Origin of the sequence: Streptomyces sp. NPDC058092 (assembly GCF_042884935.1) — a bacterium.
Lineage (GTDB): Bacteria > Actinomycetota > Actinomycetes > Streptomycetales > Streptomycetaceae > Streptomyces.
This window is the reverse complement of the sequence record NZ_JBHVSY010000047.1, coordinates 1-21,994: the sequence shown is the minus strand read 5'-3', so window position 1 is coordinate 21,994 and position 21,994 is coordinate 1. Positions and strand designations below refer to the sequence as shown.

Genomic DNA, 21,994 nt, shown 5'->3' with positions numbered 1-21,994 from the left:
GCGGAATCGCGGTCGCGGCCGCATCGCCCCTTCGGACGCCGGACGGGCCCCGGGACATCGGTCCCGGGGCCCGTCCGGCGCTTCTCACCGCGCCGTCGGCAGTCAGGCCTGAACGGCCACGGCCCCGCCCGGACCCACCCGCGCCGCCGCGGCCGCCACGCCCACCAGTCCCGCGTCGGTGCCCATCACCGCCGGGGCCACCGTGAGCTGCTGGACGAAGGAGAGCGTGGCGTACCGGCGCAGGGCACGGCGCAGCGGAGCGAAGAGGATGTCGCCCGCACCGGCGACTCCCCCGCCGATCACCGCGATGTCGATCTCGACGAGCGTGGCGGTGGCGGCGATCCCGGCGGCCAGCGCCTGCGCGGCACGCTCGAACGAGGCGATGGCGATGCGGTCCCCGGCCCGCGCGGCGGCGGCCACGGCGGCAGCCGAGGCGTCGCCGTCCGGCCCGGGCCGCCAGCCGGTCTCCAGCGCCCGGCGGGCGATGTTCGGTCCGCTGGCGATGCGCTCGACGCAGCCGCGCGAACCGCACGGGCACGGGTCGCCGTCCAGATCCACGCTGACGTGGCCGATGTGCCCGGCGTTGCCCGTGGGGCCGGGGTGCAGCTTTCCGCCGAGGACGAGTCCGCCGCCCACACCGGTCGACACGACCATGCACAGCGCGTTGTCGTAGCCGCGGGCCGCGCCCAGCCAGTGTTCGGCCGCGGTCATCGCGACCCCGTCGCCGACCAGTTCGACGGGCAGTCCGCCGACCGCCTTGCCGACGCGCTCCACCAGCGGGAAGTCGCGCCAGGCGGGGACGTTGACGGGACTCACCGTGCCGGCCGAGGCGTCCACCGGGCCCGCGCTGCCGATGCCGACGGCCGTCGCCCGTCCCCACAGCGGTGAGCCGGACAGCTCGGCCAGGACCTCCGTCACGGCCCCCATCACCGTCTCGGCGCTCTCCCGGGCGGGCGTCGGCCGCTGCGCCCGTACGAGAAGCGCGCCGCTGCCGTCCACCAGCGCGGCGGCGATCTTGGTTCCGCCGACGTCCAGCGCGGCAACGAGGTCGGTATGCATCGGTGTGGCTCCGTGACGAGTCGGGTGCGGGACCTGCGGCTTCAGTAATCAGTCTGCCCAGTCTCCATTCAGCTGACAACGTTGTCCAGGGCCTATGCTCGACGGCACAGCCTCCGGCCTCTCCGCAGCACCGTTCGCGGGCCCGCCGGACCACCCGCAGCCGACGACAGGACAGCGCACCGTGGCCGAGACCGCCCGTCACTCCGAGACCCGTTACGGCAACCGGCCGACCATGAAGGATGTGGCCGCTCGCGCCGGAGTGGGCCTCAAGACGGTCTCCCGTGTGGTCAACAGCGAGCCGGGGGTCACGCCGGACACCGAACGCCGGGTCCAGGAGGCCATCGAGGCGCTCGGCTTCCGCCGCAACGACAGCGCGCGGGTGCTCCGCAAGGGCCGCACCGCCTCCATCGGCCTGGTCCTCGAGGATCTCGCCGACCCCTTCTACGGGCCGCTGAGCCGCGCCGTGGAAGAAGTGGCCCGCGCGCACGGAGCCCTGCTCATCAACGGGTCGAGCGCGGAGGACCCGGAGCGCGAGCAGGAGCTCGTGCTCGCGCTGTGCGCCCGCCGGGTGGACGGACTGATCGTAATCCCGGCCGGTGACGACCACCGCTATCTGGAACCGGAGATAAAGGCGGGCATCGCGACCGTCTTCGTGGACCGCCCGGCCGGCCGGATCGACGCCGACATCGTCCTCTCCGACAGCTTCGGCGGCGCCCGCGAGGGCGTCGCGCATCTGATCGCGCACGGCCACCGCCGGATCGGATTCATCGGCGACCAGCCCCGTATCCACACCGCCACCGAGCGGCTGCGCGGCTATCACGCGGCGATGGTGGACGCCGGGATCACGGTCCAGGACTCCTGGGTCTCCCTCGGCTCCACCGACCCCGCGCGGGTCCGGAAGGCGGCCGAGGCGATGCTCTCCGGCCCCGAACCCGTCACCGCCCTGTTCGCCGGCAACAACCGTGTGACGGTCACGACGGTACGTGTGCTGGCGGACCGGGAGCGTCCGGTCGCCCTGGTCGGCTTCGACGACATCGAGCTCGCCGACCTGCTGGGCATCACGGTCATCTCCCAGGACGCCGCGGCCGTGGGCCGGACGGCGGCTGAGCACCTCTTCCGCCGGCTGGACGGCGCGGACGACGCGCCGGCGCGGGTGGAACTGCCGACGTCACTCATCGCCCGCGGCTCCGGCGAACTGCCGCCGGCCTGAGCCGGGGGGCGACGGGCAGGGCACGATGAAGCTTCCGGCGGCCGTCGGCGGCGCGTCCGCGACGGACGTACGTGCGTAGAGGGCCGAGCGTCCGGCCCGGTGGACGGTGACCAGGTCCGCGTGCCCGGTCCCTCAGCCCCTGCTGAGGCGTCCGAGCGCCAGCTGCGCGAGGAGCGCCGCCGCGTCACCCTGCACGGAGTCGTCGAAGAGCGCTTCCGGGGAGTGGTTGTAGGGGGCTGTGGTGGGGTCGAGATCGGCAGGGCAGGCGCCGAGCATCAGATGGGCGGAAGGGATGTGCTGACCGATGAGGGCAAAGCCCTCGGCCCCGGCGATCGGGTTCGGCAGCTCAAAATAGCGGTCGGCTCCGAACAGTTGACCCGCCGTCTGGGCTGCGTACGCCGCCTCGGCGGGGATCGTTGACGGTGACCGGGTAGCCCTCGTCGACGACTGCTTCCACGGTCATCCCGTGCGCCTCCCCGATGCCGCGTACGACCCGGGGCGCCTCCTCGTGCACACGGGCCCGCGCCTCGGCGGAGAAGGACCGGATGGTCGCGGAGAACACGGCCTCACCGCTTTCGTCTCCCGTGCCACCCAGTCCCCACAAGGGCGACCGGCCTGGCCGGGGAGCTCTGCATAAACCGCTTGTCGTCTCTGTCGTACGGCCATAAGGATTACGTCATGTCCGCTTTCACCGCTCCTGACGGAACCGAACTCGCCTATCACCTCGTGGGTGAAGGCGAGCCGCTGCTCGTCCTGCCCGGTGGCCCCATGCGCGCCTCCGCCTACCTCGGCGATCTGGGTGGGCTGTCGAGCCGACGCCAACTGGTCATGCTCGACCTGCGGGGCACCGGCGACTCAGGCATCCCCGCCGACCCGGCCACCTACCGAGTCGACCGACAGGTGGCCGATGTGGAGGCCTTCCGCGAACACCTCGGTCTGGACCGCGTGGACGTGCTGGCGCACTCCGCGGGCGGCGATCTCGCGATCCTCCACGCGGCCCGGCATCCCCGGCGTATCCGGACCCTTACGCTGATCACCACCCGTGCGCGTGCCCTCGGTGTCGACTTCACCGAGGAGCATCGTCGCGAAGCCGCCGCCCTGCGCACGGCCGAGCCGTGGTTCAAGACCGCGCGGAACGCGTACGAGGCGGTCCGGGCAGGCTCCGCCACCGACGCCGACCGGGATGCCGTCGCCCCGTTCTTCTACGGGCGTTGGGACACGGTCGCCCAGGCCCACGCAGCAGCCGACGTCGAGCAGAGCAACTACGAGGCCGCGGACATCTACGCGTCCGACGGCGCCTTCGCCCCTGCCGCGGCCCGCGACGCCATCGCCGCTCTGGACGCCCGGGTGCTGATCCTTGCGGGCGAGCTGGACAGTGGTCCGCTTCCTCGCGTCGCGGCCACCGTCGCGGGGTTGTTCCCCGAGGCCGAACTCGCCGTCCAGCCGGGCGCCGGCCACTTCCCATGGCTCGACGATCCCTTCCGCTTCAGCGGGACCGTCGAGACCTTCCTGCGGGGCTGACGGTACGGGCCGGAGCCCATGCCTTCCTGAGGGCGGGTTACGGCACGGGCCGGAACCACGCGCGCTACGGCCCCGTCACCGTCAGTCCCCCGCGTCGCGGCGACGCGAAGGCGTCCAGGTCCGCGCGCGTCAGCCCGGTCAGGCGGGCGACCTCGGCGGCGTCCAGGGCGCCGCAGTCGATGCCGCGCAGGAGATATCCGCTGAGCGCCTTGGCGGTGGCGGGTTCGTCCATGACGTCGCCGCCCGCCTTCGCGACGTACGCGGCGAGCCGCCCGGCGGCCTGCTCCAGGCCCTCGCGGTAGAAGGTGTACACCGCCGCGTAACGGGTCGGCAGGTGGCCCGGGTGCATGTCCCAGCCCTGGTAGTAGGCGCGGGACAGCGCGCGGCGCGTGAGGCCGTAGTGGAGCCGCCAGGCGTCGTGGACCTGGTGGGTGGGGCCGACCGGGAGGACGTTGGTGGAGCCGTCGGAGACCCGTACGCCGGTACCCGCGGCGGCGACCTGCATGACGGCCTTGGCGTGGTCGGCGGCCGGGTGGTCGCCGGCCTGGTAGGCGGGGCTGACGCCGACGCAGGCGCTGTAGTCGAAGGTGCCGTAGTGCAGACCGGTGGCGCGGCTCTGCGCGGCGTCGATCATGCGGGCGACCGCCGCGGTGCCGTCGGCGGCGAGGATGGACTGGCTGGTCTCGATCTGGATCTCGAAGCCGAGCCGGCCGGCCGGCAGGCCGTGCGCCTGCTCGAAGGCTTCGAGGAGCCGGACGAAGGCGGTGACCTGCTCGGGGTACGTCACCTTGGGGAGGGTGAGGACCAGTCCGTCGGGGAGGCCGCCCGCCCGCATCAGGCCGGTGAGGAAGACGTCCGTGGTGCGGATGCCGCGGTCGCGTACGGCGGCCTCCATGCACTTCATCCGGATGCCCATGTACGGAGCGGCCGTGCCGTTCTCGTACGCCTCGGAGACGAGCCGGGCAGCGCGGGCCGCGGCCTCGTCCTCCTCGGCGTCGGGGCGGGGCCCGTAGCCGTCCTCGAAGTCGATGCGCAGGTCTTCGACCGGCTCGCGCTCCAGCTTGGCGCGTACTCGCTCATGGACGGGGACGGCGAGCTCGTCCGGGATGCCGAGTGCGGTGGCGAACGAGGCCGCGTCGGGGGCGTGTTCGTCGAGGGCCTTCAGCGCCTGGTCGCCCCAGGACCGGATGGTGCCGGAGGTGAACGTGTCGCCGGGGACGTAGACCGTGTGGACCGGCTGGCGCGTGCCCGGGTCTCCCGGGTAGCGGCGGGCGAGTTCGGCGTCGACCGCGGTGAGGGAAGCGCTGATCTCCTCGCTGACCGCACCGGCGAGACTCGTTGCCACCTTCTCCTGCTGTCCCATTTCCACACCCTCCACAGTCACGTTGTTTCCGCTTCCCGGAAGCAACAATCCGTATAGTGAAGTTATAAGGCCGTCGGACCTGCGTCAATGCTGATCCAAAACGGTCCGGGGCCGTGCGGTGAGTGAGTGCACACCACGCGGCCCCGGACCGTCGGGACGCTGTTTCGAGGGGGGTGGGTCAGCCCTTGCGGGTCCTGACCTCTTCGGTGAGCTGGGGCACGACCTGGAAGAGGTCGCCGACGACGCCGTAGTCGACGAGGTCGAAGATCGGGGCCTCGGCGTCCTTGTTGATCGCGACGATCGTCTTGGACGTCTGCATGCCCGCGCGGTGCTGGATCGCCCCGGAGATACCGGACGCGATGTACAGCTGTGGCGAGACGGATTTGCCGGTCTGGCCGACCTGGCTGGAGTGCGGGTACCAGCCCGCGTCCACGGCCGCCCGCGACGCACCGACCGCTGCACCGAGCGAGTCCGCCAGCGCCTCGATGACCGCGAAGTTCTCGGCGCCGTTGACACCCCGGCCACCCGAGACGACGATCGCGGCCTCGGTCAGCTCCGGGCGCCCCGTCGACTCACGCGGGGTGCGGGAGACGACCTTGGTGCCGGTGGCCTTCTCGGAGAACGACACCGCCAGCGCCTCGACCGCACCCGCGGCCGGAGCGGCCTCCACCGGCGCCGAGTTCGGCTTGACCGTGATCACCGGGGTGCCCTTGGAGACCCGGGACCTGGTGGTGAACGACGCGGCGAACGCGGACTGCGTGGCGACCGGGCCCTGCTCACCGGCCTCCAGATCCACCGCGTCCGTGATGATCCCCGAACCGATACGGACCGCGAGACGGGCCGCGATCTCCTTGCCCTCCGCGGACGACGGGACCAGCACCGCGACCGGCGACACCGCCTCGTACGCCGCCTGCAGCGCATCGACCTTCGGCACCACCAGGTACTCGGCGAGCTCCGGCGCATCAGCCGTCAGGACCCTCACCGCACCATGCTCGGCCAGCACACCGGCCGTGCCCGCGGCACCCGCACCCAGCGCGAGCGCGACCGGCTCACCGACACGCCGCGCCAGCGTCAGCAGCTCCAGCGTGGGCTTGCGGACGGCACCGTCCACGTGATCGACAAAGACGAGAACTTCAGCCATGGGACTTCAATCTCCTGCGAGTTGCGAAGAAAAACGAGAACGGAAACGGAAACGGGACCCGGAACGGGACCGGGACCGGGGCCGGGACCGGGGCCGGGACCGGGGCCGGGACCGGGGCCGGGGTCAGATGAACTTCTGGCCCGCCAGGAACTCGGCCAGCTGCTTGCCGCCCTCGCCCTCGTCCTTGACGATCGTGCCCGCCGTACGGGCCGGACGCGCCGCCGCCGAATCGACCACGGTCCAGGCACCCGCCAGACCGACCTCGTCCGCCTCGATCTCCAGGTCCTCCAGATCCCAGGACTCCACCGGCTTCTTCTTCGCCGCCATGATCCCCTTGAACGACGGGTACCGCGCCTCACCCGACTGGTCCGTCACCGACACCACCGCCGGCAGAGAAGCCTCCAGCTGCTCGGACGCCGTGTCACCGTCACGGCGGCCCCTGACGACCCCGCCCGCCACGGAAACCTCGGACAGCAACGTGACCTGCGGAACACCCAGACGCTCCGCCAGCAGCGCCGGAACCACACCCATCACCCCGTCCGTCGACGCCATACCGGCGATCACCAGGTCGAAACCGGCCTTCTCGATCGCCTTCGCCAGCACCAGCGACGTACCCATCACGTCCGACCCGTGCAGACCGTCGTCCTCGACATGAACGGCCTTGTCCGCACCCATCGACAACGCCTTGCGCAACGCGTCCTTGGCATCCTCCGGACCCACCGTCAGCACAGTGATCTCCGCATCGTCCGCCTCGTCCGCGATCTGCAGCGCCTGCTCCACCGCGTACTCGTCGAGCTCCGACAGCAGACCGTCGACATCCTCACGGTCCAGCGTCAGGTCATCGGCGAAATGCCGGTCCCCGGTGGCGTCGGGCACGTACTTCACACAGACAACGATCCTCAAGCTCACGCCGGCTCTCCTACTGCATCGTCATTTCTGGGCTGCCTTGTTGCACGCAGCATAGGCGCCTGATGGGGCGGTTTCCGGTCGGGGCGACCGACGCTCCGACCGGAAATATTACTAGTCAGTACACCCAGTGCTTTACCCATGAGCAAGCGCTTGGAACTGTGATCTGGCCAACGTGCGGCGTCCAAGTCCCGCTTGGGAGTTCTCAGTCCCGCAGGCCGGTGAAGCGGCCCTGGTGATAGAGCAGCGGGCGACCGCCTCCGGCCGGGTCGCCGACCACGGCCTCCGCGATCACGATCCGGTGGTCGCCTGCCGGGACCCGCGCCACCACGCGGCAGACCAGCCACGCCAGCACACCGTCGAGGACCGGCACACCTTCGGGCCCGCTGCGCCAATAGGTGGACGGCCCGAACCGGTCGGCGCCGCTGCGGGCAAAAGTGGCGGCAAGATCCCGCTGGTGCTCGCCGAGTACATGGACACCTATGTGCTCGGCCTCGGCCACGACCGGCCAGCTGGAGGACGAGGTCCCCACGCCGAACGAGATCAGTGGCGGCTCGGCGGCCACGGAGTTGAGAGAGGTGGCGGTGAAGCCGACCGGCCGGTCACCTGCGGCGGTGATCACTGCCACACCGGCGGCGTGCTGCCGGAAGACCGAGCGGAGAAGTTCGGGGGATGCCGTGCGGGAGGTACCGAGCTCGGGCGATGCCGTCATGGAGAGGTCCTTCTACGGGGGATGGCGTACAGGGCCGTGGGTGCTCAGACACCTGGACAGCGCGCACTCGCGTAGCGGGCGAGATCCACGTGGACCCGGCCGTGGAGAAGGAGTTCTGGCGGCATAGCGTCACACTGACGATGCGCGGCCGGTGCAGTCAAGAGCGTTCCGTAATGTGGGAGATGCATCACGGTCCGTCACATCGCCTGTCCCAGCGCGGCAACCACGTCGACGGTGCGCGGCTGCCCCACGGCCCGGCGGACGATCCGGCCGGTGGCGTCGAGGACGAGTACGGTCGGCGTCCGGCTGATCTCCAGCTCGCGCACGAGAGTGAGATGCGCCTCGGCGTCGATCTCCACATGCGCGACGCCGTCCACCATGCGCGCCACCTCGACGAGGGTGCGCCGGGTGGCCCGGCAGGGCTGGCAGAACGCGCTGGAGAACTGCACCAGGGTTGCCCGCTCCCCCAATTCCGCGCCGAGTTGGGCCGCGCCCAGCATTCCCCGATGTGTCCGTCCGTCCACCTTCGGCCTCCTGTCAGAGCTCTTCGCAAGGGGTCAGCACCACAGGGCGACGAGACATTCCCGGCGGTTCCACGTGACGAGAATCTCGCGCCCCGCGCCCTCCGAGACTGGCCACCGCGTCGCGCATGGGGCACGATCGGCCCAATGCCGCAAACCTACGGCTGCGTAACTTCCGCCGGGAGAATCCTCCCCAGGCGCTGAAGAAGGGTCTTCCCGAGATGGCAGAACTCGTCTATCGACCGGTCGTCGGCGCCGCTCGTACATTTTTCAAGGCGCTTGACCTGAAGATCGACACCCAGGGTTCCGAGCACATCCCGAAGACCGGCGGCGCGGTACTGGTGAGCAACCACATCAGCTATCTGGACTTCATCTTCACCGGACTCGCGGCGCTGCCGCAGAAGCGGCTCGTCCGGTTCATGGCGAAGGAATCGGTCTTCCGGCACAAGGTGTCCGGGCCGCTGATGCGCGGCATGAAGCACATTCCCGTCGACCGCAAGCAGGGCGAGGACGCGTATGCGCACGCGCTCGACTCGTTGCGCTCCGGCGAGATCGTGGGCGTCTTCCCCGAGGCCACCATCTCGGAGTCGTTCACGCTGAAGAGCTTCAAGTCCGGCGCCGCCCGGCTGGCCCAGGAAGCCGGAGTGCCGCTGATCCCCATGGCGCTGTGGGGGACCCAGCGGCTGTGGACCAAGGGCCGGCCGCGCAATTTCAAGCGCAGCCACATTCCGGTGACGATCCGGGTGGGCGAGCCGGTGGAGGCTCCCACCGACCAGTACGCGGGCGCGATCACCCGGCGGCTGCGGGAGCGGGTCCAGGAGCTCCTGGAAGCGGCCCAGCGCGCCTATCCCGTGCGCCCGAAGGACGCGAGCGACACCTGGTGGGTGCCCGCGCACCTCGGCGGTACGGCTCCGACGCCGGCCGAGGTACGCGAGAGGAGCTGACGCGGCCGGCCCACGGCCCCGGCCGAAACGTCACTCCGGCGAAACGTCACTCCGGGGTACCGACGGTGATCCGCGCTCCGGGGCTGAGCTTCTCCAGCCGCTCGGCGAGTTCGGCGCCCGCGGCTTCGAGTTCGCCGATCGTCATGGGCGCGAGGCGCTCCAGCAGGAATACGGCGTTCACGGACTCCTCGGTGAGCCGGGTGCGCACCCCCTGTCGCCAGTTCCAGCGCCGGCAGGTGACGCCCTCGTCGTCGCACCAGACGACTTCGCCGGGCTCGGGGTGCTCCACGGTCTCCTCGCCGCCCGCGACGGTGGAGAAGGGCTCCTGTCCGGTGGAACGTACGAGCCGCATGGCGCCCTTGATCCGGTCGGTGTCCTCGCCACCGACCGGGATCAGGTGGGCGACGCTGATGGCGTTGTAGAGGTCGACCAGGAGATTGATGCGCGGCAGCCCGGCGTCGGTGAGCGCGCGCCGGGCCAGGGCTTCGGCGGAGTTGCGGGTGCGGGAGGGCTTGGCGCCGAAGGCGGTGTAAGCGTCGCGCCAGGCGGCGAGACGGGGGTCCTCGTGCGGGGCCCGGCCGTCGAGCCGCTCGGACAGACGGCGGGCCGCTTCGTCCAGGAGGGCCGAACTCTCTTCATTGCTGGGCCCGTTGACCAGGCCGCGCGCTTCGACGGCGAGGTGGGTGAAGCCGGGGGCGAGGGTGCGTACGTCGTCGGAGACGGTGAACGTCAGGGTCATCGGCTGCCTTGCCTCGGGACGGGATCTCAGAGCTCTGTAGGCAGAGTGCGCCACAACTGCGGGCGGTCCTCGGCGGACTCGAGGCCACGCAGCACCGCCGGATGCGGTGCCGCATAGAGTACTGGATAGTCCACTTCACCGAACTCCGGCCGGACGGGCCACGCCAGCCGCTCCTCGTCGAGCGAGAATTGGGCGTCGACGACGCCCGGCTTGTTGCCCCGGGGGTCCTGGCGGTCCCAGCTATCACGGCCGGGCAGCCGTACCGCGATCAGTCCGTGCACGGGGCCCGGGTCCCCGTTGTCCTCGCCGAGCGCCTGATAGCAGAGGGCGGTCGGGATACCCGCCGCGCGGAGAAGGGCGGCCAGGGCGTGGGATTTGGAGTGGCAGATTCCGTTGCGTGTCGCGAGGACGTCGGAGGCGCGCCAGGCGACCCGCATGTCGCCCGAATCGGCGGAGTGCGGAATGGTGTCCCGCACGAAGGCGTAGGCGGCAGCTGCGTATGAGTATGCATCGCTGGTGTCGCCGTGGAGACTGGCGACCGTCTCCCGTACCAGCGCATGCTCGTGGTCGATGGTCTCGTCTGCGGCAAGATAGGCGGAAAGTTGCGGGATCTACTGGATCAGCTCCATGACCGCCGAGCATAGATATGCGGCCGACCGGATGTCAATGATTTTCCAATCAACCGCAAATCTATTCAATTCTGTTCAGGCAGGCTACTTCGCCATTTCTTCCTTCAGAGCCAGGACGAATGCGTCGACATCGTGCTCCATCGTGTCGAAGGAGCACATCCAGCGCACATCACCGGCTGCCTCGTCCCAGAAGTAGAAGCGGAAGCGCTTCTGCAGCCGTTCGCTCACGTCGTGCGGCAGCCGGGCGAAGACGGCGTTGGCCTGGACCGGATGGAGGATCTCCACACCGTCCACCGCGCGCACACCCTCCGCGAGCCGCTGGGCCATGGTGTTGGCGTGCCGGGCGTTGCGCAGCCAGAGGTCTCCGGCGAGCAGCGCCTCCAACTGCACGGAGACGAAGCGCATCTTGGAGGCGAGCTGCATCGACAGCTTGCGCAGGTGCTTCATGGCCCGGACGGCGTCCGGGTTGAGGACGATCACGGCCTCGCCGAAGATCGCCCCGTTCTTCGTGCCGCCGAAGGAGAGGACGTCGACGCCGACGGTGTTGGTGAACGTACGCATCGGTACGTCCAGTGACGCCGCGGCGTTGGCTATCCGGGCCCCGTCCAGGTGGACCTTCATGCCGTGACCGTGGGCGTGGTCGCAGATGGCGCGGATCTCGTCGGGTGTGTAGACGGTGCCCAGCTCGGTGTTCTGGGTGATCGAGACGACCTGCGGCATGGCCCGGTGCTCGTCGTCCCAGCCGTACGCCTGCCGGTCGATGAGCTCCGGAGTGAGCTTGCCGTCCGGGGTCGGCACGGTGAGCAGCTTGAGGCCGCCCACCCGCTCCGGGGCACCGCCTTCGTCGACGTTGATGTGGGCGGACTCGGCGCAGATCACCGCGCCCCAACGGTCGGTCATCGCCTGGAGGGAGACGACGTTGGCGCCGGTTCCGTTGAAGACCGGAAAGGCTTCGGCGGTGGGGCCGAAGTGACTGTGCATGACCCGCTGGAGGTGCTCGGTGTAGTCGTCCTCGCCGTAGGCGATCTGGTGACCGCCGTTGGCCAGGGCGATGGCCGCGAGAATCTCCGGGTGCGTGCCCGCGTAGTTGTCACTGGCGAAGCCGCGTACCTGCGGGTCGTGGTGGCGTCGCGCGTCGGTCCTTACGGTTGTGGGGTCAGCCACAGGCGCTTTCCGTTCACTTCCGGGGCGGGCCGGTCCCAGACGCCGGCAATGGCATCGGCCAGATCCTTGACGTCGGTGAAGCCCGCGAATTTCGCATTCGGGCGCTCGGCGCGCATCGCGTCGTGCACCAGTGCCTTGATGACCAGGATCGCAGCCGCGGTCCTCGGACCTTCGTCGCCCCCCGCCTTGCGGAAGGCGTCCGCGAGGGCGAGGGTCCAGGCCTCGGCGGCGGCCTTCGACGCCGCGTAGGCCGCGTTTCCCGCGGTGGGCTTGCTCGCCCCGGCCGCGCTGATCAGCACATAGCGACCCCGGTCGCTGCGCTGCAGCCCCTCCTGGAAGGCCAGCGAGGTGTGCTGGACCGTACGGATCAGCAGCTTCTCCAGCAGGTTCCAGTCGGCGAGGTCGGTCTCGGCGAAGCCTGCACTGCCGCGCCAGCCACCGACGAGGTGGACCAAGCCGTCGATCCGGCCGAATTCCTTCTCGGTCTTGTCCGCCCATTCGCGGGTGGCGGCGAGGTCCAGCAGATCGACGGTGTCGCCGGTGACGGTCGCTCCGCCGTGGGCGTATCGCGCCGCGTCGACCGCCTCGGCCAGGCGGGTGGCGTCCGCGTCGGAGGCGACGACGGTCGCACCGGCCTCGGCGAGCCTCAGCAGCGTGGCCCGCCCGGCCGGGCCTGCCGCTCCGGCGACCGCGATCACGGCACCTTCGAGAGCACCGCCCCCGTTGCCCTTGCCGTTTCCGTTCATGGCCACCGCCTCCTCAAGCTCGGCGCTCACGCGGCTGCCCGATCGGCATCCGCGGCGGTGATCCCCTTGGTCGAGGCGATCACGTTCTTCAGTTTCTTGGAGAGCGCCTCATAGAACATGCTCAGGGGAAACTCGTCCGGAAGCACATCGTCGACGAGCTTACGCGGCGGCTGGGACAGGTCCAGCGCGTCCGGGCCCTTGGCCCAGCGGGAGCCCGGGTGCGGTGCCAGATAGGTGGCGACCAGGTCGTACGCGGCGAACCAGTGGACGAGCTTGGGGCGGTCGATGCCGTCCCGGTAGAGCTTCTCGATCTCGGCGCACAGCTGATTGGTGATCTGCGGGGCACGGTCCCAGTCGATCCTCAGCGTGTTGTCCGTCCAGCGGATCACGTCGTGCTTGTGGAGGTACGCGAAGAGAAGCTGGCCGCCGAGGCCGTCGTAGTTGCGGACGCGCTCGCCGGTGACGGGGAAGCGGAACATCCGGTCGAACAGCACGGCGTACTGCACATCGCGGCCCTGCGGGAAGCCGTCGGCCTGCAGTTTCACGGCCTCCTTGAAGGCGGTGAGGTCGCAGCGCAGCTCTTCCAGCCCGTACATCCAGAACGGCTGGCGCTGCTTGATCATGAAGGGGTCGAACGGCAGGTCGCCGTGGCTGTGCGTCCGGTCGTGGACCATGTCCCAGAGCACGAAGGCCTGCTCGCAGCGCTGCTGGTCGCCGACCATTTCGCGAATGTCGTCGGGCAGCTCGACGCCGAGCAGCTCGACCGCCGCCTCGGTGACCCGGCGGAACCGGGCGGCCTCGCGATCGCAGAAGATTCCACCCCAGCTGAAGCGCTCGGGGGCCTCGCGCATGGCGACGGTCTCCGGGAAGAGCACCGCGGAGTTGGTGTCGTAGCCCGAGGTGAAGTCCTCGAAGGTGATGCCGCAGAACAGCGGGTTGTCGTAGCGGGTGGCTTCGAGCTCGGCCAGCCAGTCCGGCCAGACCATCCGCAGCACGACCGCTTCGAGGTTGCGGTCCGGGTTGCCGTTCTGGGTGTACATCGCGAAGACGACCAGGTGCTGCCGCCCGTCGGTGCGGCCCTTGGCCGGCTGGAAGGCGAGCAGCGAGTCGAGGAAGTCCGGCACACCGAAACCGTCCGCGGCCCAGCGACGCAGGTCCACGAGCAGAGCACGGTGGTAGGCCACATCGTGCGGGAGCAGCGGGGAGAGCTCCCCGATCGCTGCGATCACACGGTCCAGCGTGGCCCGGGCGGCCTCCCCGGACGGCGCGCCCTCGGCGTCGAAGTCGATGGAACCGTCCTTCGACTGCCAGGGCCGGATCTCCTCCACGGCATTCTTGAGCGCGGGCCAGGCCGGGTGCTCGGTCACCCGCCGGTCCGTATCTATGTCACCTGCGGCGACGTCGTGCACAAGAATTTCCGTCATAACTCTTCCTCCACGGGAGAACCTCGCGTCAGGCAACCGTATCCATGTGCGGTTCCTTCGGACAAGTGGGCCTCCGGAAATTATCCTGCCGACCCCCTTGGTCACCGCGATTCTTCCCGTGCTGCATCTTTTCTGCGACCACTTCCGTCGACGGGGCGTGGTTCGGTGGCTGTCGGCGGGAGGTGGGCCACTAGGCTGCCGTAGTGCCGTGCCGCCTGGTGGGTAGGAGCCGCACGCGGGCAGGACACCGTCGACGGAAGCGAGTTGCCTTGTCTTTTCTCACCATCGGTCATCGCGGAGTGATGGGTGTCGAGCCGGAGAACACCCTGCGGTCCTTCCTCCATGCGGAACGGGCCGGGATGGACGCCATCGAGCTGGACCTTCATCTGAGCAAGGACGGCGCGCTGGCCGTCATGCACGACGCCGATGTCGACCGTACGACGGACGGCAGCGGTCCGATCGCCGAGAAGACCTTGTCCGAGCTGCGCGAACTCGACGCCGGGCAGGGTGAGCGGGTGCCGGTCTTCGAGGAGGTACTCGACGCCGTACGGTCCCCCGTGCAGGCGGAGATCAAGGATGTGGCCGCGGCCCGCGCCCTGGCCGAGGTGATGCTGTGGCGCGGTCTCGTCGACCGGGTGGAGGTGTCGTCGTTCCACGACGAGGCGGTCGCCGAGATCGCCCAACTGGTGCCGGGGGTACGGACCGTACTCATCGCGAGCCGCTGGCGGAGCGATGTGGTGGAGCGGGCGAAGGCAGTGGGTGCGGCGACGCTGGCACTGAACATCCGCCGCCTCACCCTGGAGGTGGTCGAGCAGGCGCACGCCGAAGGACTGAAGGTCATCGGCTGGGTGGTGAACACCCAGGACCATCTGCGGCTGGTACGCGCCCTGCGGCTGGACGGCGCGACCACCGACTACCCGGACATCCGCCGCGCCGGCCGCTTCACCGCTTGATCACCGGACCGGCCGGACCGGTCCCCGGCTCTGCCGGATCGATCACCGACCCGGTCCGGTCGGTCGTCTGCCCGGTCAGACCAGGGCCTTGACGAGCAGCTCGAATGCGAGATCGTCGCGCTGCGGGATGCCGCAGCGCGCATCGCCGTACGGGAACGGGCTGAGCTTTCCCGTACGGCGGTAGCCACGCCGCTCGTACCAGGCGATCAGCTCCTCGCGCACCGATATCACGGTCATGTGCATCTCGGCCACCCCCCAGCTCTCCCGTACGGCGCGCTCGGCCTCCGCGATGATCACCTTGCCGAGACCGGCTCCCTGCAGCTCGGGACGGACCGCGAACATCCCGAAGTAGGCGGCGTCACCGCGGTGTTCGAGCTGGCAGCAGGCGACGAGCGCGCCGTCGCGCTCCGCCACGAGAAGACGGCTGCCGGGCGCTTCGACGACCTCGCGGACACCGTCCGGGTCGGTCCGCTGCCCCTGCAGGAGGTCCGCCTCGGAGGTCCATCCGGCCCGGCTGGAGTCCCCCCGGTACGCCGACTCGATCAGCGTCACAAGTGCGGGCACATCGGCGTCGGCCGCGTCGCGGAAGGTCAGCTGTCCCGGGTCCTGGGCAGGGGCTGTGTTCATGGGCGGTGGCTCTCCGTATCTCTGTTGTGGCCGTGCCGGAGCAGCGTATCCCGCGTGCTCAGGGCCTATGGTCGGGCGCATGGTTCATGTGCTGAGCAGCCGGATCCTGCTGCGTCCGGCCGATCCCGAGCGGTCACGGATCTTCTACGGGGAGTCGCTCGGGCTGCCCGTCTACCGGGAGTTCGGCACCGGTCCCGAGCGGGGCACGGTCTACTTCCTCGGCGGCGGCTTCCTGGAGGTCTCCGGGCGCGCTGCCACACCGCCGGTGCCCGGGCTCGAACTGTGGATGCAGGTCGCGGACGTCCGGACTGCGCACGAGGAGGTGTCGGCCCGCGGCGTCGAGGTGCTGAGGCCGCCGGTGCGTGAGCCGTGGGGGCTCGTCGAGATGTGGATCCGCGATCCGGACGGGCACAGGATCGTCATGGTGGAAGTACCGGCGGACCATCCGCTGCGCTACCGACCCTAGAGGTACCGCTCGCGCTGTCAGCGCGGAGCGCGGCTTCTGTCCACGCAGTCGACGAGCACGGGCAGGGCCTTTTCCAGGTCGCCGTCGTGGTCCGCGAACGGGAGACGCAGGTGGTGCCGGAAGCCGGCCACGGCGGAGAAGGCGGGGCCGGGGACGATCAGTACGCCCGCGCGGCGGGCCGGCTGAGCGGTCGCCTCGGCATCGGCGCCGGGGATCTCCACCCAGGGGGCGGAACCTCCCGCGGGCCGTTCCCACCGCCAGCCGGTCCGCTGATCACGCAGGAGCCGATCCGTCTGCGTCAGGCGTTCACGCAGCCGGGAACGTCGCTGGGCGCGGGCCTCGGGCAGTTGCCGGAGCAGCTGCACGGCCAGCATCTGGTCCACCACCGGGCATGACAGGTCGACGGACTTCTTGATGTCGGCCAGGCGCCGGATGACGGTGGTGGAGGCGCGGATCCAGCCGAGCCGCAGACCGCCCCGGAAGAGCTTGGACGGGGTGCCGATGGTGGCGGTGGCGGCGGGCGGCAACTGGGCGGCGAGGGAGACCGGCGCGGCGTCGTGGTGCCGGGCCAGTTCCGCGTAGGCGTTGTCCTCCACGGCGTACAGGCCCTGCTCCGCCAGTACGCCGGCCCAGGCGCGGCGGGTGTGCTCGTCCATGGTGCGTCCGGTGGGATTGTGGACCGACGGCTGCAGATGGACGAGGCGCGGTCGGATATGGCCGGCCGGCCGCGCCAGTGCGGCGACGTTGTCGCCGTGGGCGGTGTCCGCCGGCAGCGGGACCGGACGGGCGCCGCGGGATCGCCCTCGGCTGACCGGGCCGAGCGGGCACAGCGCGCGGCGGGGAACACCCCCTCCGCGCGCTCCCTTGTACCTCAGTGCGCCGCGTATGACGGTCCCGGTCCGGGCATCGACCAAGGGGGACTGAAGTCGTACGTCCCGGGGGAGGTGCGCTGTGCACGGACCGGTGGTGTCCTGCTGGCTGCTGATGGCGTTGTGCGGGGTGACGGGTGCGTACTGCCTGCTGCGCACGCGCGGCGAGACCGGGGAGGAACGCAGGGCGGCGCGAGCCGAGGCGCTGATGGGCTTCGGCATGGCCGCCATGGCGGTGCCGGCTGCTGTCGTGACACCACCGGTCTGGGGGTGGGCGGTGTACGCGGTGCTGTTCGGCCTGGCCTCGTTGCGCGCGCTGTGGTTCTCCCGGCACAGCGCGCACCATCTGCACCATCTGGTCGGGTCGTCGGCGATGGTGTACATGGCGGTGGCGATGGCATCGGGCAGTGGAGGGGCCCATGGTGGGCACGGCGGGCACGCGGGCCACGGCGTCGCGGCGACGGCCGGGGGCGTACCCCTGCTGACCGGACTGCTGCTGGCCTACTACGCGGCGTATGTGCTGAGGTCGGGGGCCCGGTTGATACCGGTGGCCGCCGTGGCGGGCGGTAGCGGGCCGGTCGGCGGCGGACCTGTCGGCGGTGGCTGGGCCGCTCGTCCCGAGCTGGCTCTCGCCTGTCGGCTGACGATGGGAATAGCCATGTTCGCGATGCTGCTCACTCTCTGAGAGATCTGCGGGACAGCGAGCGGACCAGACCGTGGCGTACATCACTTGCCGTGCAGAGCCATACCCGTGGGTACCGCGCCGCTCATAGGCTGGCGCCATGTTGGTCTCCCTCGCGCTGCTGTTGCTCGGTGCACTGGCCGCCGTCGTGACCCCGCGTCTGATGGCGCGGGCGCAGTGGCCGGAGCGTGAGCCCGTTGTCGCGCTGTGGGTGTGGCAGTGCGTGGTGGCCGGGGTGCTGCTCTGTTTCGCGCTCTCCATGACGTTCAGCGCTGCCGCGGCCTGGCAAGCGGTGCGCGGGCATGTGTTCGCGCCGGCGCCGCGTGCCGTGGTGGAGGCGTATGCGCTGGGCGGACACGGGCAGTGGTCCGCCGCCATGGCCGTGCTGCTGGCGCTCGGCGGGGTCTGGACGGCGGCCATGCTGACCCGGGAGATCCGTCGCGCCCGGGTGCGTCGCAGGCGGCGCCGGGCCGAATTGCTGGTGCGTTCCCCGCTGATGCCCGGGGAGGAGCCCGGCGGTGGCCGGCTCGTCGTGCTGGAGGGACAGCGTCCGGACGCCTGGTGGCTGCCGGGTGCGGCGCCTCAACTGGTCATCACCACTGCGGCGCTGGGCCGCCTGAAGGGTCGTCAGCTGGATGCGGTGCTCGCTCATGAGCAAGGCCATGCGAAGGCCCGGCACGACTGGCTGCTGCACTGTTCCGGCGCGCTCGCGACCGGGTTTCCTCAGGTGCCGGTGTTCGCGGCCTTCCGCGACGAGATGCACCGGCTGATCGAACTGGCCGCGGACGATGTGGCGTCGAGGCGTTTCGGGCGGCTGACGATCGCCCTGGCCTTGGTGGAACTCAACGAGGACCGGGGCGTGTTCGGCCCCTGCCCGACGCCGGACGCCGAGCTCCCGCTGCGGGTGAACCGGCTGCTGACCCCGGTGGAGCGGCTCACGGCCGGTCGTCGGCTCCGGCTGACCGCGGCGGCCGCCCTGGTACCGGTGGTTCCTCTTCTGGTGGCCTTCCTTCCGGGACTCACAGCGCTGGGATAGCCGGGGACGCGGAACTTCCGCGAAGATCGCCCCATGTCATCCCCGTCGCCGGTCCCACCGGCCCACACCCGTTCCCGCGTCAGCCCCTTCGGCACGGCCATGGTCTGCGCCGCTCTCGCCCTGGTCCTGCTGATCCTGGTCGCCGGGCGCTGGTCGCCGTTGATGACGCTGGACCGTACGGTCGCGGACGCCCTGCACCGAAGGGCGGTCACCGAACCCGGCCTCGTCCACGCCAACCGGGTCCTGACCGACTGGGTGTGGGATCCGTGGACGATGCGCGCCCTGATCACGGTGGCCGTGGTGGTGCTGTGGTGGCGCGGGGCGCGGGCGCTCGCGGTGTGGGTCGCCGTGACGAGCGTGCTGTCGGCTCTTCTGCAGCAGGGGCTGAAGTCCGCGGTCGGCCGGGAGCGGCCGCGGTGGCCGGACCCGGTGGATTCCGCTCACTACGCGGCGTTCCCCTCGGGGCACGCGATGACGGCGATGGTGAGCTGCGGTCTACTGCTCTGGCTGCTGCGCAGGCACGGCACGGGGCCCCGGGTGTGGCGGGCGGCGCTGGTGGTGGCATGGGTCTCGGTGATCGGAGTGGGCGTCACCCGGCTCTACCTGGGGGTGCACTGGCCGAGCGACGTACTGGGCGGCTGGCTGCTGGGGGCGGCCCTGGTCGGGTTCTCCATCGCTGGTTTCGCCCGGTACGAGGAACGCGGCGGACCGGCCTTGCCGCGACGCTCCTGAACCGAGAAGGATCGCGTCCATGCAGATCAAGGGTGTGCTCTTCGACTTCTCCGGGACTCTCTTCCGTATCGAATCGGTCCAATCCTGGTTGCGCGCGGTCCTCGCCGAGCGGGAGGTGGCGGTGAGCGAGGCCGACTTCGAGCGGTACGCGCGGGGGCTGGAGGCTGCCGGGGCGTTGCCGGGCGGTCCGCCTCCCCGGCACGTTCCCGCCCGGCTCGCCGACCTGTGGGCCACCCCCGCCCTGATCGACGCCTACGTCTTGTCGTACGAGCACGGCGTCCAGAAACCGAACACACGCCTCTTCCACATGGCCTGCACACTTCTCGGGCAGAACCCGGCGGATGTGGTGATGGTCGGCGACGAACGGCGCGCGGACGGCGGGGCGGCGGCACTGGGCTGCGACGTACGCTTTGTCCACCATCTGCCGGTGGAGCAGCGGCCCGACGGGCTGCGGACGCTCGGACTGGTGCCGGGCGTTGCCTGAGAGACATGTGAGAGATGTCCCTGACGCGCAATGGGTCGGATTGTCACATCGTGGCCTTAGCCTGTATGCATGCCCCGTCGACCCTGCTCCTCCGATTCCGTGCGTACCGCCGCCGTGGTGAACAAAGAGATTCGTGACCTGTGGGAGCGCTCAGGCGGCTGCCTGTCCCCGGAGGACGAGGAGCAGTACCAGCGGTTGCTCGTGGAGTGGGCGGCAGCGACCGGCGGGAGCGCCAGGTCCGCCGCCTGACCCGGGTGCGGTACTCCTGGGCCGAGCGCCGTCGGCTGCGGCGCGTCCCGCCGGGCTGTGGAATCGGCCCGGCGGGACGCACGCGGCGCGCGATGGAGCAGGATGGTGCCGGTCGAGCGGTCGAACAGGCGGGATCAGCGGTCGAAGTAGTCCGGCTGCGTCTGAACATTGAGTTCGTTCAGCCGTACCCGCTTCGCCGGGTCGGTCCGCCGGTCGTCGAGCTTCAGGACGTCGAAGCCCTTGGCGATGTCGTTGGAGTAGATGTAGCCGTTGTAGTAGTACGCCGACCAGGAGCCGGCCGTGGTGACCGCGTCCGTGCTGACGGGGCCGCGCTCGAAGTAGCCGATCTCCTTCGGCTTCGAGGAGTCGGTGAAGTCCCACACCGAGACCCCGCCCTGGTACCAGGCCTGGACCATCACGTCGCGGCCCTTGACCGGGATGATCGAACCGTTGTGCGCGACGCAGACCTCGGTGTCGGCCTGCGGGCGGTCGATCTTGAAGTAGCTGCGGAAGACCAGCCTGCGGTGGTCTCCCTTGCCGACGATGTCGTAGATGCCGTCGGCGCCGCGCTTCGGGCCGATCTCCTCGTTGCAGGTGGCCGCGCCACCGCCGCCGAGCTCATCGGTGAAGACGACCTTGTCCGCCTTCTGGTTGAACGTCGCGGAGTGCCAGAACGCGAAGTTCACGTTGTCCTGCACCCGGTCGATGATCTTCGGGTTCTCCGGGTCCTTGATGGAGAACAGCAGACCGTCACCCATGCAGGCACCGGCCGCCAGGTCCTTCGAGGGCAGCACGGTGATGTCGTGGCAGCCGGTGGTCTTGGAGACACCCGGATTGGTCGGAGCGCCCGGATTGCCGCCGTCCGGGAAGAGCACCGGGAAGTTCACGACCGCGGCCTTCTCGGGTGCGTTGCGCGGCACCTTGATGATGGAGATCCCGTCGTGCGGCGGCTGGCAGTCGGGGAAGGCTTCGCTCGGCGAGTACGAGGAGACGTACACGTAGACGTTCTTGCCGTCGGGGACCAGCGTGTGCGTGTGCGATCCGCAGGCGGTCTCGACCGCGGCGACGTACTTCGGGTTGCGCTTGTCGCTGATGTCGAAGATCTTCATGCCCTCCCAGGAGGACTTCTCCGTGGCGGGCTGGGTGGTGCTGGTGCAGGAGTTGTCGCTGCGCGAGGAGTCGGTGGACAGGAAGAGCAGGTTCCCCGAGACCGAGATGTCGTTCTGCGAGCCGGGGCAGAGAACCTGCGCGACCGTCTTCGGGGCCTTCGGATCTCTGATGTCGAAGATCCGGAAGCCGTCGTAGTTTCCGGCGTAGGCGTACGTCCCCTGGAAGGCCAGGTCCGTGTTCAGCCCCTTGAGCGCGCCCTTCGGGACGTTGGCCAGATGGGTGATGTTGCCACTGTGGACGATCTCGTCCACGCCGGGTATTTCGCCGCTCGTGATGGCGGCCGCGGCTGCGGCTTCCCCGGCGGCGGAGACATCGGTACGGGCGGCGCCCGCGTCGCCCGGGTCGGGCGTCGCGGCTGCGGGGCCGGCCATCAGCAGAGTGGCCAGCAGGCCGGCGGCCGCTGCCGCCACGCCCAGGCGTCTGCGCCGCACCGGGCTCGTGTGCAACGAATTCACTGCGTCCTCCCATGTATCCGAACGTAGTTGAACGGTTCACGGACCCCGGCAGTATCGTCCTTCCCATGGCTGTCCCAACAGATGGCAACAGAGACGTATTGACGCTCTCCCTCCTGAAGGAGGGAGATTCTTACGGCTCGCGCCGTGAGACTTCCTGTTTCATCGCCGACTGCCCGCCCGGAGTTCTCCGTT

Annotated in this window: 27 protein-coding genes; 10 read left to right on the top strand and 17 right to left on the bottom strand. The window is 70.1% G+C overall.

All coding sequences use genetic code 11. The features are described from left to right. Window positions 1–102: 102 nt before the first annotated feature. Window positions 103–1,059, bottom strand: a complete 957-nt coding sequence (locus tag ACFVV1_RS39680; protein WP_390000204.1) for an ROK family protein — start codon at window positions 1,057–1,059, stop codon at window positions 103–105. Window positions 1,060–1,240: 181 nt separating this feature from the next. Between ACFVV1_RS39680 and ACFVV1_RS39675 the strand changes: the two genes are divergently transcribed. Further along, window positions 1,241–2,269: a LacI family DNA-binding transcriptional regulator gene (locus ACFVV1_RS39675; RefSeq protein WP_390000234.1), complete on the top strand. Its 1,029-nt coding sequence runs from the start codon at window positions 1,241–1,243 to the stop codon at window positions 2,267–2,269. A 132-nt stretch (window positions 2,270–2,401) separates the two neighbouring features. On the opposite strand, the gene ACFVV1_RS39670 is transcribed toward ACFVV1_RS39675, so the two are convergent. Both ACFVV1_RS39670 and ACFVV1_RS39665 read right to left on the bottom strand, forming a co-directional pair. Beyond that, window positions 2,402–2,545, bottom strand: a complete 144-nt coding sequence (locus ACFVV1_RS39670) for a hypothetical protein (RefSeq protein WP_390000201.1) — start codon at window positions 2,543–2,545, stop codon at window positions 2,402–2,404. A 70-nt stretch (window positions 2,546–2,615) separates the two neighbouring features. Continuing rightward, window positions 2,616–2,831 carry a hypothetical protein gene (locus tag ACFVV1_RS39665; RefSeq protein ID WP_390000198.1) on the bottom strand — a complete coding sequence of 72 codons (216 nt, stop codon included), beginning with the start codon at window positions 2,829–2,831 and terminating at the stop codon, window positions 2,616–2,618. Between the two features lie 116 nt (window positions 2,832–2,947). Between ACFVV1_RS39665 and ACFVV1_RS39660 the strand changes: the two genes are divergently transcribed. After that, window positions 2,948–3,790 carry an alpha/beta fold hydrolase gene (locus ACFVV1_RS39660; RefSeq protein ID WP_390000195.1) on the top strand — a complete coding sequence of 281 codons (843 nt, stop codon included), beginning with the start codon at window positions 2,948–2,950 and terminating at the stop codon, window positions 3,788–3,790. A 64-nt stretch (window positions 3,791–3,854) separates the two neighbouring features. On the opposite strand, the gene ACFVV1_RS39655 is transcribed toward ACFVV1_RS39660, so the two are convergent. The 6 genes from ACFVV1_RS39655 to ACFVV1_RS39630 form a co-directional block, all read right to left on the bottom strand. Beyond that, window positions 3,855–5,153, bottom strand: coding sequence for a DUF6986 family protein (locus tag ACFVV1_RS39655; RefSeq protein WP_390000192.1), 1,299 nt, complete (start codon window positions 5,151–5,153; stop codon window positions 3,855–3,857). Window positions 5,154–5,331: 178 nt separating this feature from the next. Beyond that, a complete protein-coding gene (locus tag ACFVV1_RS39650; RefSeq protein ID WP_390000189.1) occupies window positions 5,332–6,294 on the bottom strand; it encodes an electron transfer flavoprotein subunit alpha/FixB family protein in 963 nt (320 codons plus the stop codon). 123 nt (window positions 6,295–6,417) lie between these two features. Beyond that, window positions 6,418–7,203: an electron transfer flavoprotein subunit beta/FixA family protein gene (locus ACFVV1_RS39645; protein ID WP_390000187.1), complete on the bottom strand. Its 786-nt coding sequence runs from the start codon at window positions 7,201–7,203 to the stop codon at window positions 6,418–6,420. Window positions 7,204–7,405: 202 nt separating this feature from the next. Next, complete coding sequence (locus ACFVV1_RS39640) at window positions 7,406–7,912, bottom strand: flavin reductase family protein (protein ID WP_390000184.1); 507 nt, start codon at window positions 7,910–7,912, stop codon at window positions 7,406–7,408. 44 nt (window positions 7,913–7,956) lie between these two features. Beyond that, window positions 7,957–8,037, bottom strand: a complete 81-nt coding sequence (locus ACFVV1_RS39635; protein ID WP_351449023.1) for a putative leader peptide — start codon at window positions 8,035–8,037, stop codon at window positions 7,957–7,959. Between the two features lie 72 nt (window positions 8,038–8,109). Then, on the bottom strand, window positions 8,110–8,412 hold the full coding sequence (locus ACFVV1_RS39630) for a TlpA family protein disulfide reductase (protein WP_390000232.1): 303 nt from the start codon (window positions 8,410–8,412) through the stop codon (window positions 8,110–8,112). 242 nt (window positions 8,413–8,654) lie between these two features. Here ACFVV1_RS39630 and ACFVV1_RS39625 point away from each other — a divergent pair, with 242 nt between their 5' ends. Continuing rightward, entirely contained in the window at window positions 8,655–9,377 is a 723-nt protein-coding gene (locus tag ACFVV1_RS39625) for a lysophospholipid acyltransferase family protein (RefSeq protein ID WP_390000181.1), read from the top strand. A gap of 46 nt (window positions 9,378–9,423) precedes the next feature. Here the strand turns inward: ACFVV1_RS39625 and ACFVV1_RS39620 are convergent, their stop codons facing one another. The 5 genes from ACFVV1_RS39620 to ACFVV1_RS39600 all read right to left on the bottom strand — a co-directional run bounded on the left by ACFVV1_RS39620 (window position 9,424) and on the right by ACFVV1_RS39600 (window position 14,079). Beyond that, window positions 9,424–10,116, bottom strand: coding sequence for a B3/4 domain-containing protein (locus ACFVV1_RS39620; RefSeq protein ID WP_390000179.1), 693 nt, complete (start codon window positions 10,114–10,116; stop codon window positions 9,424–9,426). Between the two features lie 26 nt (window positions 10,117–10,142). Further along, window positions 10,143–10,727: a transglutaminase domain-containing protein gene (locus ACFVV1_RS39615; RefSeq protein ID WP_390000229.1), complete on the bottom strand. Its 585-nt coding sequence runs from the start codon at window positions 10,725–10,727 to the stop codon at window positions 10,143–10,145. 102 nt (window positions 10,728–10,829) lie between these two features. After that, window positions 10,830–11,909, bottom strand: coding sequence for a threonine aldolase family protein (locus ACFVV1_RS39610; RefSeq protein ID WP_390000176.1), 1,080 nt, complete (start codon window positions 11,907–11,909; stop codon window positions 10,830–10,832). Continuing rightward, entirely contained in the window at window positions 11,888–12,655 is a 768-nt protein-coding gene (locus ACFVV1_RS39605; RefSeq protein ID WP_390000226.1) for an SDR family NAD(P)-dependent oxidoreductase, read from the bottom strand. Before ACFVV1_RS39605 ends, ACFVV1_RS39610 begins: the two co-directional genes overlap by 22 nt. A gap of 26 nt (window positions 12,656–12,681) precedes the next feature. After that, window positions 12,682–14,079 (bottom strand): DUF6421 family protein, encoded by a 1,398-nt coding sequence (locus tag ACFVV1_RS39600; RefSeq protein ID WP_390000173.1) that lies wholly within the window; start codon window positions 14,077–14,079, stop codon window positions 12,682–12,684. A 302-nt stretch (window positions 14,080–14,381) separates the two neighbouring features. Between ACFVV1_RS39600 and ACFVV1_RS39595 the strand changes: the two genes are divergently transcribed. Beyond that, the gene (locus ACFVV1_RS39595; protein ID WP_390000223.1) at window positions 14,382–15,032 is read left to right on the top strand and encodes a glycerophosphodiester phosphodiesterase; all 651 of its coding nucleotides are present in this window, start codon (window positions 14,382–14,384) and stop codon (window positions 15,030–15,032) included. A gap of 75 nt (window positions 15,033–15,107) precedes the next feature. Here the strand turns inward: ACFVV1_RS39595 and ACFVV1_RS39590 are convergent, their stop codons facing one another. After that, entirely contained in the window at window positions 15,108–15,659 is a 552-nt protein-coding gene (locus ACFVV1_RS39590; protein ID WP_390000171.1) for a GNAT family N-acetyltransferase, read from the bottom strand. 79 nt (window positions 15,660–15,738) lie between these two features. On the opposite strand from ACFVV1_RS39590, the gene ACFVV1_RS39585 reads away from it, so the two are divergent. Further along, window positions 15,739–16,125, top strand: coding sequence for a VOC family protein (locus ACFVV1_RS39585; RefSeq protein ID WP_390000168.1), 387 nt, complete (start codon window positions 15,739–15,741; stop codon window positions 16,123–16,125). 17 nt (window positions 16,126–16,142) lie between these two features. Here ACFVV1_RS39585 and ACFVV1_RS39580 read toward each other — a convergent pair whose 3' ends face one another. After that, window positions 16,143–17,153: an aminotransferase class I/II-fold pyridoxal phosphate-dependent enzyme gene (locus ACFVV1_RS39580; RefSeq protein WP_390000165.1), complete on the bottom strand. Its 1,011-nt coding sequence runs from the start codon at window positions 17,151–17,153 to the stop codon at window positions 16,143–16,145. Between ACFVV1_RS39580 and ACFVV1_RS39575 the strand changes: the two genes are divergently transcribed. The 5 genes from ACFVV1_RS39575 to ACFVV1_RS39555 all read left to right on the top strand — a co-directional run bounded on the left by ACFVV1_RS39575 (window position 17,077) and on the right by ACFVV1_RS39555 (window position 20,177). Further along, window positions 17,077–17,679, top strand: a complete 603-nt coding sequence (locus ACFVV1_RS39575) for a DUF5134 domain-containing protein (protein WP_390000162.1) — start codon at window positions 17,077–17,079, stop codon at window positions 17,677–17,679. The two genes, ACFVV1_RS39580 and ACFVV1_RS39575, sit on opposite strands and share 77 nt — an antisense overlap. Before the next feature lie 97 nt (window positions 17,680–17,776). Further along, window positions 17,777–18,712: a M56 family metallopeptidase gene (locus tag ACFVV1_RS39570; RefSeq protein ID WP_390000159.1), complete on the top strand. Its 936-nt coding sequence runs from the start codon at window positions 17,777–17,779 to the stop codon at window positions 18,710–18,712. A gap of 33 nt (window positions 18,713–18,745) precedes the next feature. Next, the gene (locus tag ACFVV1_RS39565; RefSeq protein ID WP_390000156.1) at window positions 18,746–19,444 is read left to right on the top strand and encodes a phosphatase PAP2 family protein; all 699 of its coding nucleotides are present in this window, start codon (window positions 18,746–18,748) and stop codon (window positions 19,442–19,444) included. Between the two features lie 19 nt (window positions 19,445–19,463). Beyond that, complete coding sequence (locus ACFVV1_RS39560) at window positions 19,464–19,928, top strand: HAD family hydrolase (RefSeq protein WP_390000154.1); 465 nt, start codon at window positions 19,464–19,466, stop codon at window positions 19,926–19,928. Window positions 19,929–19,997: 69 nt separating this feature from the next. Continuing rightward, window positions 19,998–20,177 (top strand): hypothetical protein, encoded by a 180-nt coding sequence (locus ACFVV1_RS39555; RefSeq protein WP_390000151.1) that lies wholly within the window; start codon window positions 19,998–20,000, stop codon window positions 20,175–20,177. Between the two features lie 134 nt (window positions 20,178–20,311). On the opposite strand, the gene ACFVV1_RS39550 is transcribed toward ACFVV1_RS39555, so the two are convergent. Then, on the bottom strand, window positions 20,312–21,802 hold the full coding sequence (locus ACFVV1_RS39550) for an LVIVD repeat-containing protein (RefSeq protein ID WP_390000148.1): 1,491 nt from the start codon (window positions 21,800–21,802) through the stop codon (window positions 20,312–20,314). Window positions 21,803–21,994: the final 192 nt, after the last annotated feature.

Excerpts from the sequence above, each read along its gene's own strand:
- ACFVV1_RS39680 (WP_390000204.1), bottom strand. The coding sequence starts at position 1,059 with ATGCATACCGACCTCGTTGCCGCGCTGGACGTCGGCGGAACCAAGATC.
- ACFVV1_RS39670 (WP_390000201.1), bottom strand. The coding sequence starts at position 2,545 with ATGCTCGGCGCCTGCCCTGCCGATCTCGACCCCACCACAGCCCCCTAC.
- ACFVV1_RS39660 (WP_390000195.1), top strand. The coding sequence starts at position 2,948 with ATGTCCGCTTTCACCGCTCCTGACGGAACCGAACTCGCCTATCACCTC.
- ACFVV1_RS39655 (WP_390000192.1), bottom strand. The coding sequence starts at position 5,153 with ATGGGACAGCAGGAGAAGGTGGCAACGAGTCTCGCCGGTGCGGTCAGC.
- ACFVV1_RS39650 (WP_390000189.1), bottom strand. The coding sequence starts at position 6,294 with ATGGCTGAAGTTCTCGTCTTTGTCGATCACGTGGACGGTGCCGTCCGC.
- ACFVV1_RS39640 (WP_390000184.1), bottom strand. The coding sequence starts at position 7,912 with ATGACGGCATCGCCCGAGCTCGGTACCTCCCGCACGGCATCCCCCGAA.
- ACFVV1_RS39635 (WP_351449023.1), bottom strand. The coding sequence starts at position 8,037 with ATGCCGCCAGAACTCCTTCTCCACGGCCGGGTCCACGTGGATCTCGCC.
- ACFVV1_RS39630 (WP_390000232.1), bottom strand. The coding sequence starts at position 8,412 with ATGCTGGGCGCGGCCCAACTCGGCGCGGAATTGGGGGAGCGGGCAACC.
- ACFVV1_RS39625 (WP_390000181.1), top strand. The coding sequence starts at position 8,655 with ATGGCAGAACTCGTCTATCGACCGGTCGTCGGCGCCGCTCGTACATTT.
- ACFVV1_RS39620 (WP_390000179.1), bottom strand. The coding sequence starts at position 10,116 with ATGACCCTGACGTTCACCGTCTCCGACGACGTACGCACCCTCGCCCCC.
- ACFVV1_RS39605 (WP_390000226.1), bottom strand. The coding sequence starts at position 12,655 with ATGAACGGAAACGGCAAGGGCAACGGGGGCGGTGCTCTCGAAGGTGCC.
- ACFVV1_RS39600 (WP_390000173.1), bottom strand. The coding sequence starts at position 14,079 with ATGACGGAAATTCTTGTGCACGACGTCGCCGCAGGTGACATAGATACG.
- ACFVV1_RS39595 (WP_390000223.1), top strand. The coding sequence starts at position 14,382 with ATGGGTGTCGAGCCGGAGAACACCCTGCGGTCCTTCCTCCATGCGGAA.
- ACFVV1_RS39590 (WP_390000171.1), bottom strand. The coding sequence starts at position 15,659 with ATGAACACAGCCCCTGCCCAGGACCCGGGACAGCTGACCTTCCGCGAC.
- ACFVV1_RS39585 (WP_390000168.1), top strand. The coding sequence starts at position 15,739 with ATGGTTCATGTGCTGAGCAGCCGGATCCTGCTGCGTCCGGCCGATCCC.
- ACFVV1_RS39570 (WP_390000159.1), top strand. The coding sequence starts at position 17,777 with ATGTTGGTCTCCCTCGCGCTGCTGTTGCTCGGTGCACTGGCCGCCGTC.
- ACFVV1_RS39565 (WP_390000156.1), top strand. The coding sequence starts at position 18,746 with ATGTCATCCCCGTCGCCGGTCCCACCGGCCCACACCCGTTCCCGCGTC.
- ACFVV1_RS39560 (WP_390000154.1), top strand. The coding sequence starts at position 19,464 with ATGCAGATCAAGGGTGTGCTCTTCGACTTCTCCGGGACTCTCTTCCGT.
- ACFVV1_RS39555 (WP_390000151.1), top strand. The coding sequence starts at position 19,998 with ATGCCCCGTCGACCCTGCTCCTCCGATTCCGTGCGTACCGCCGCCGTG.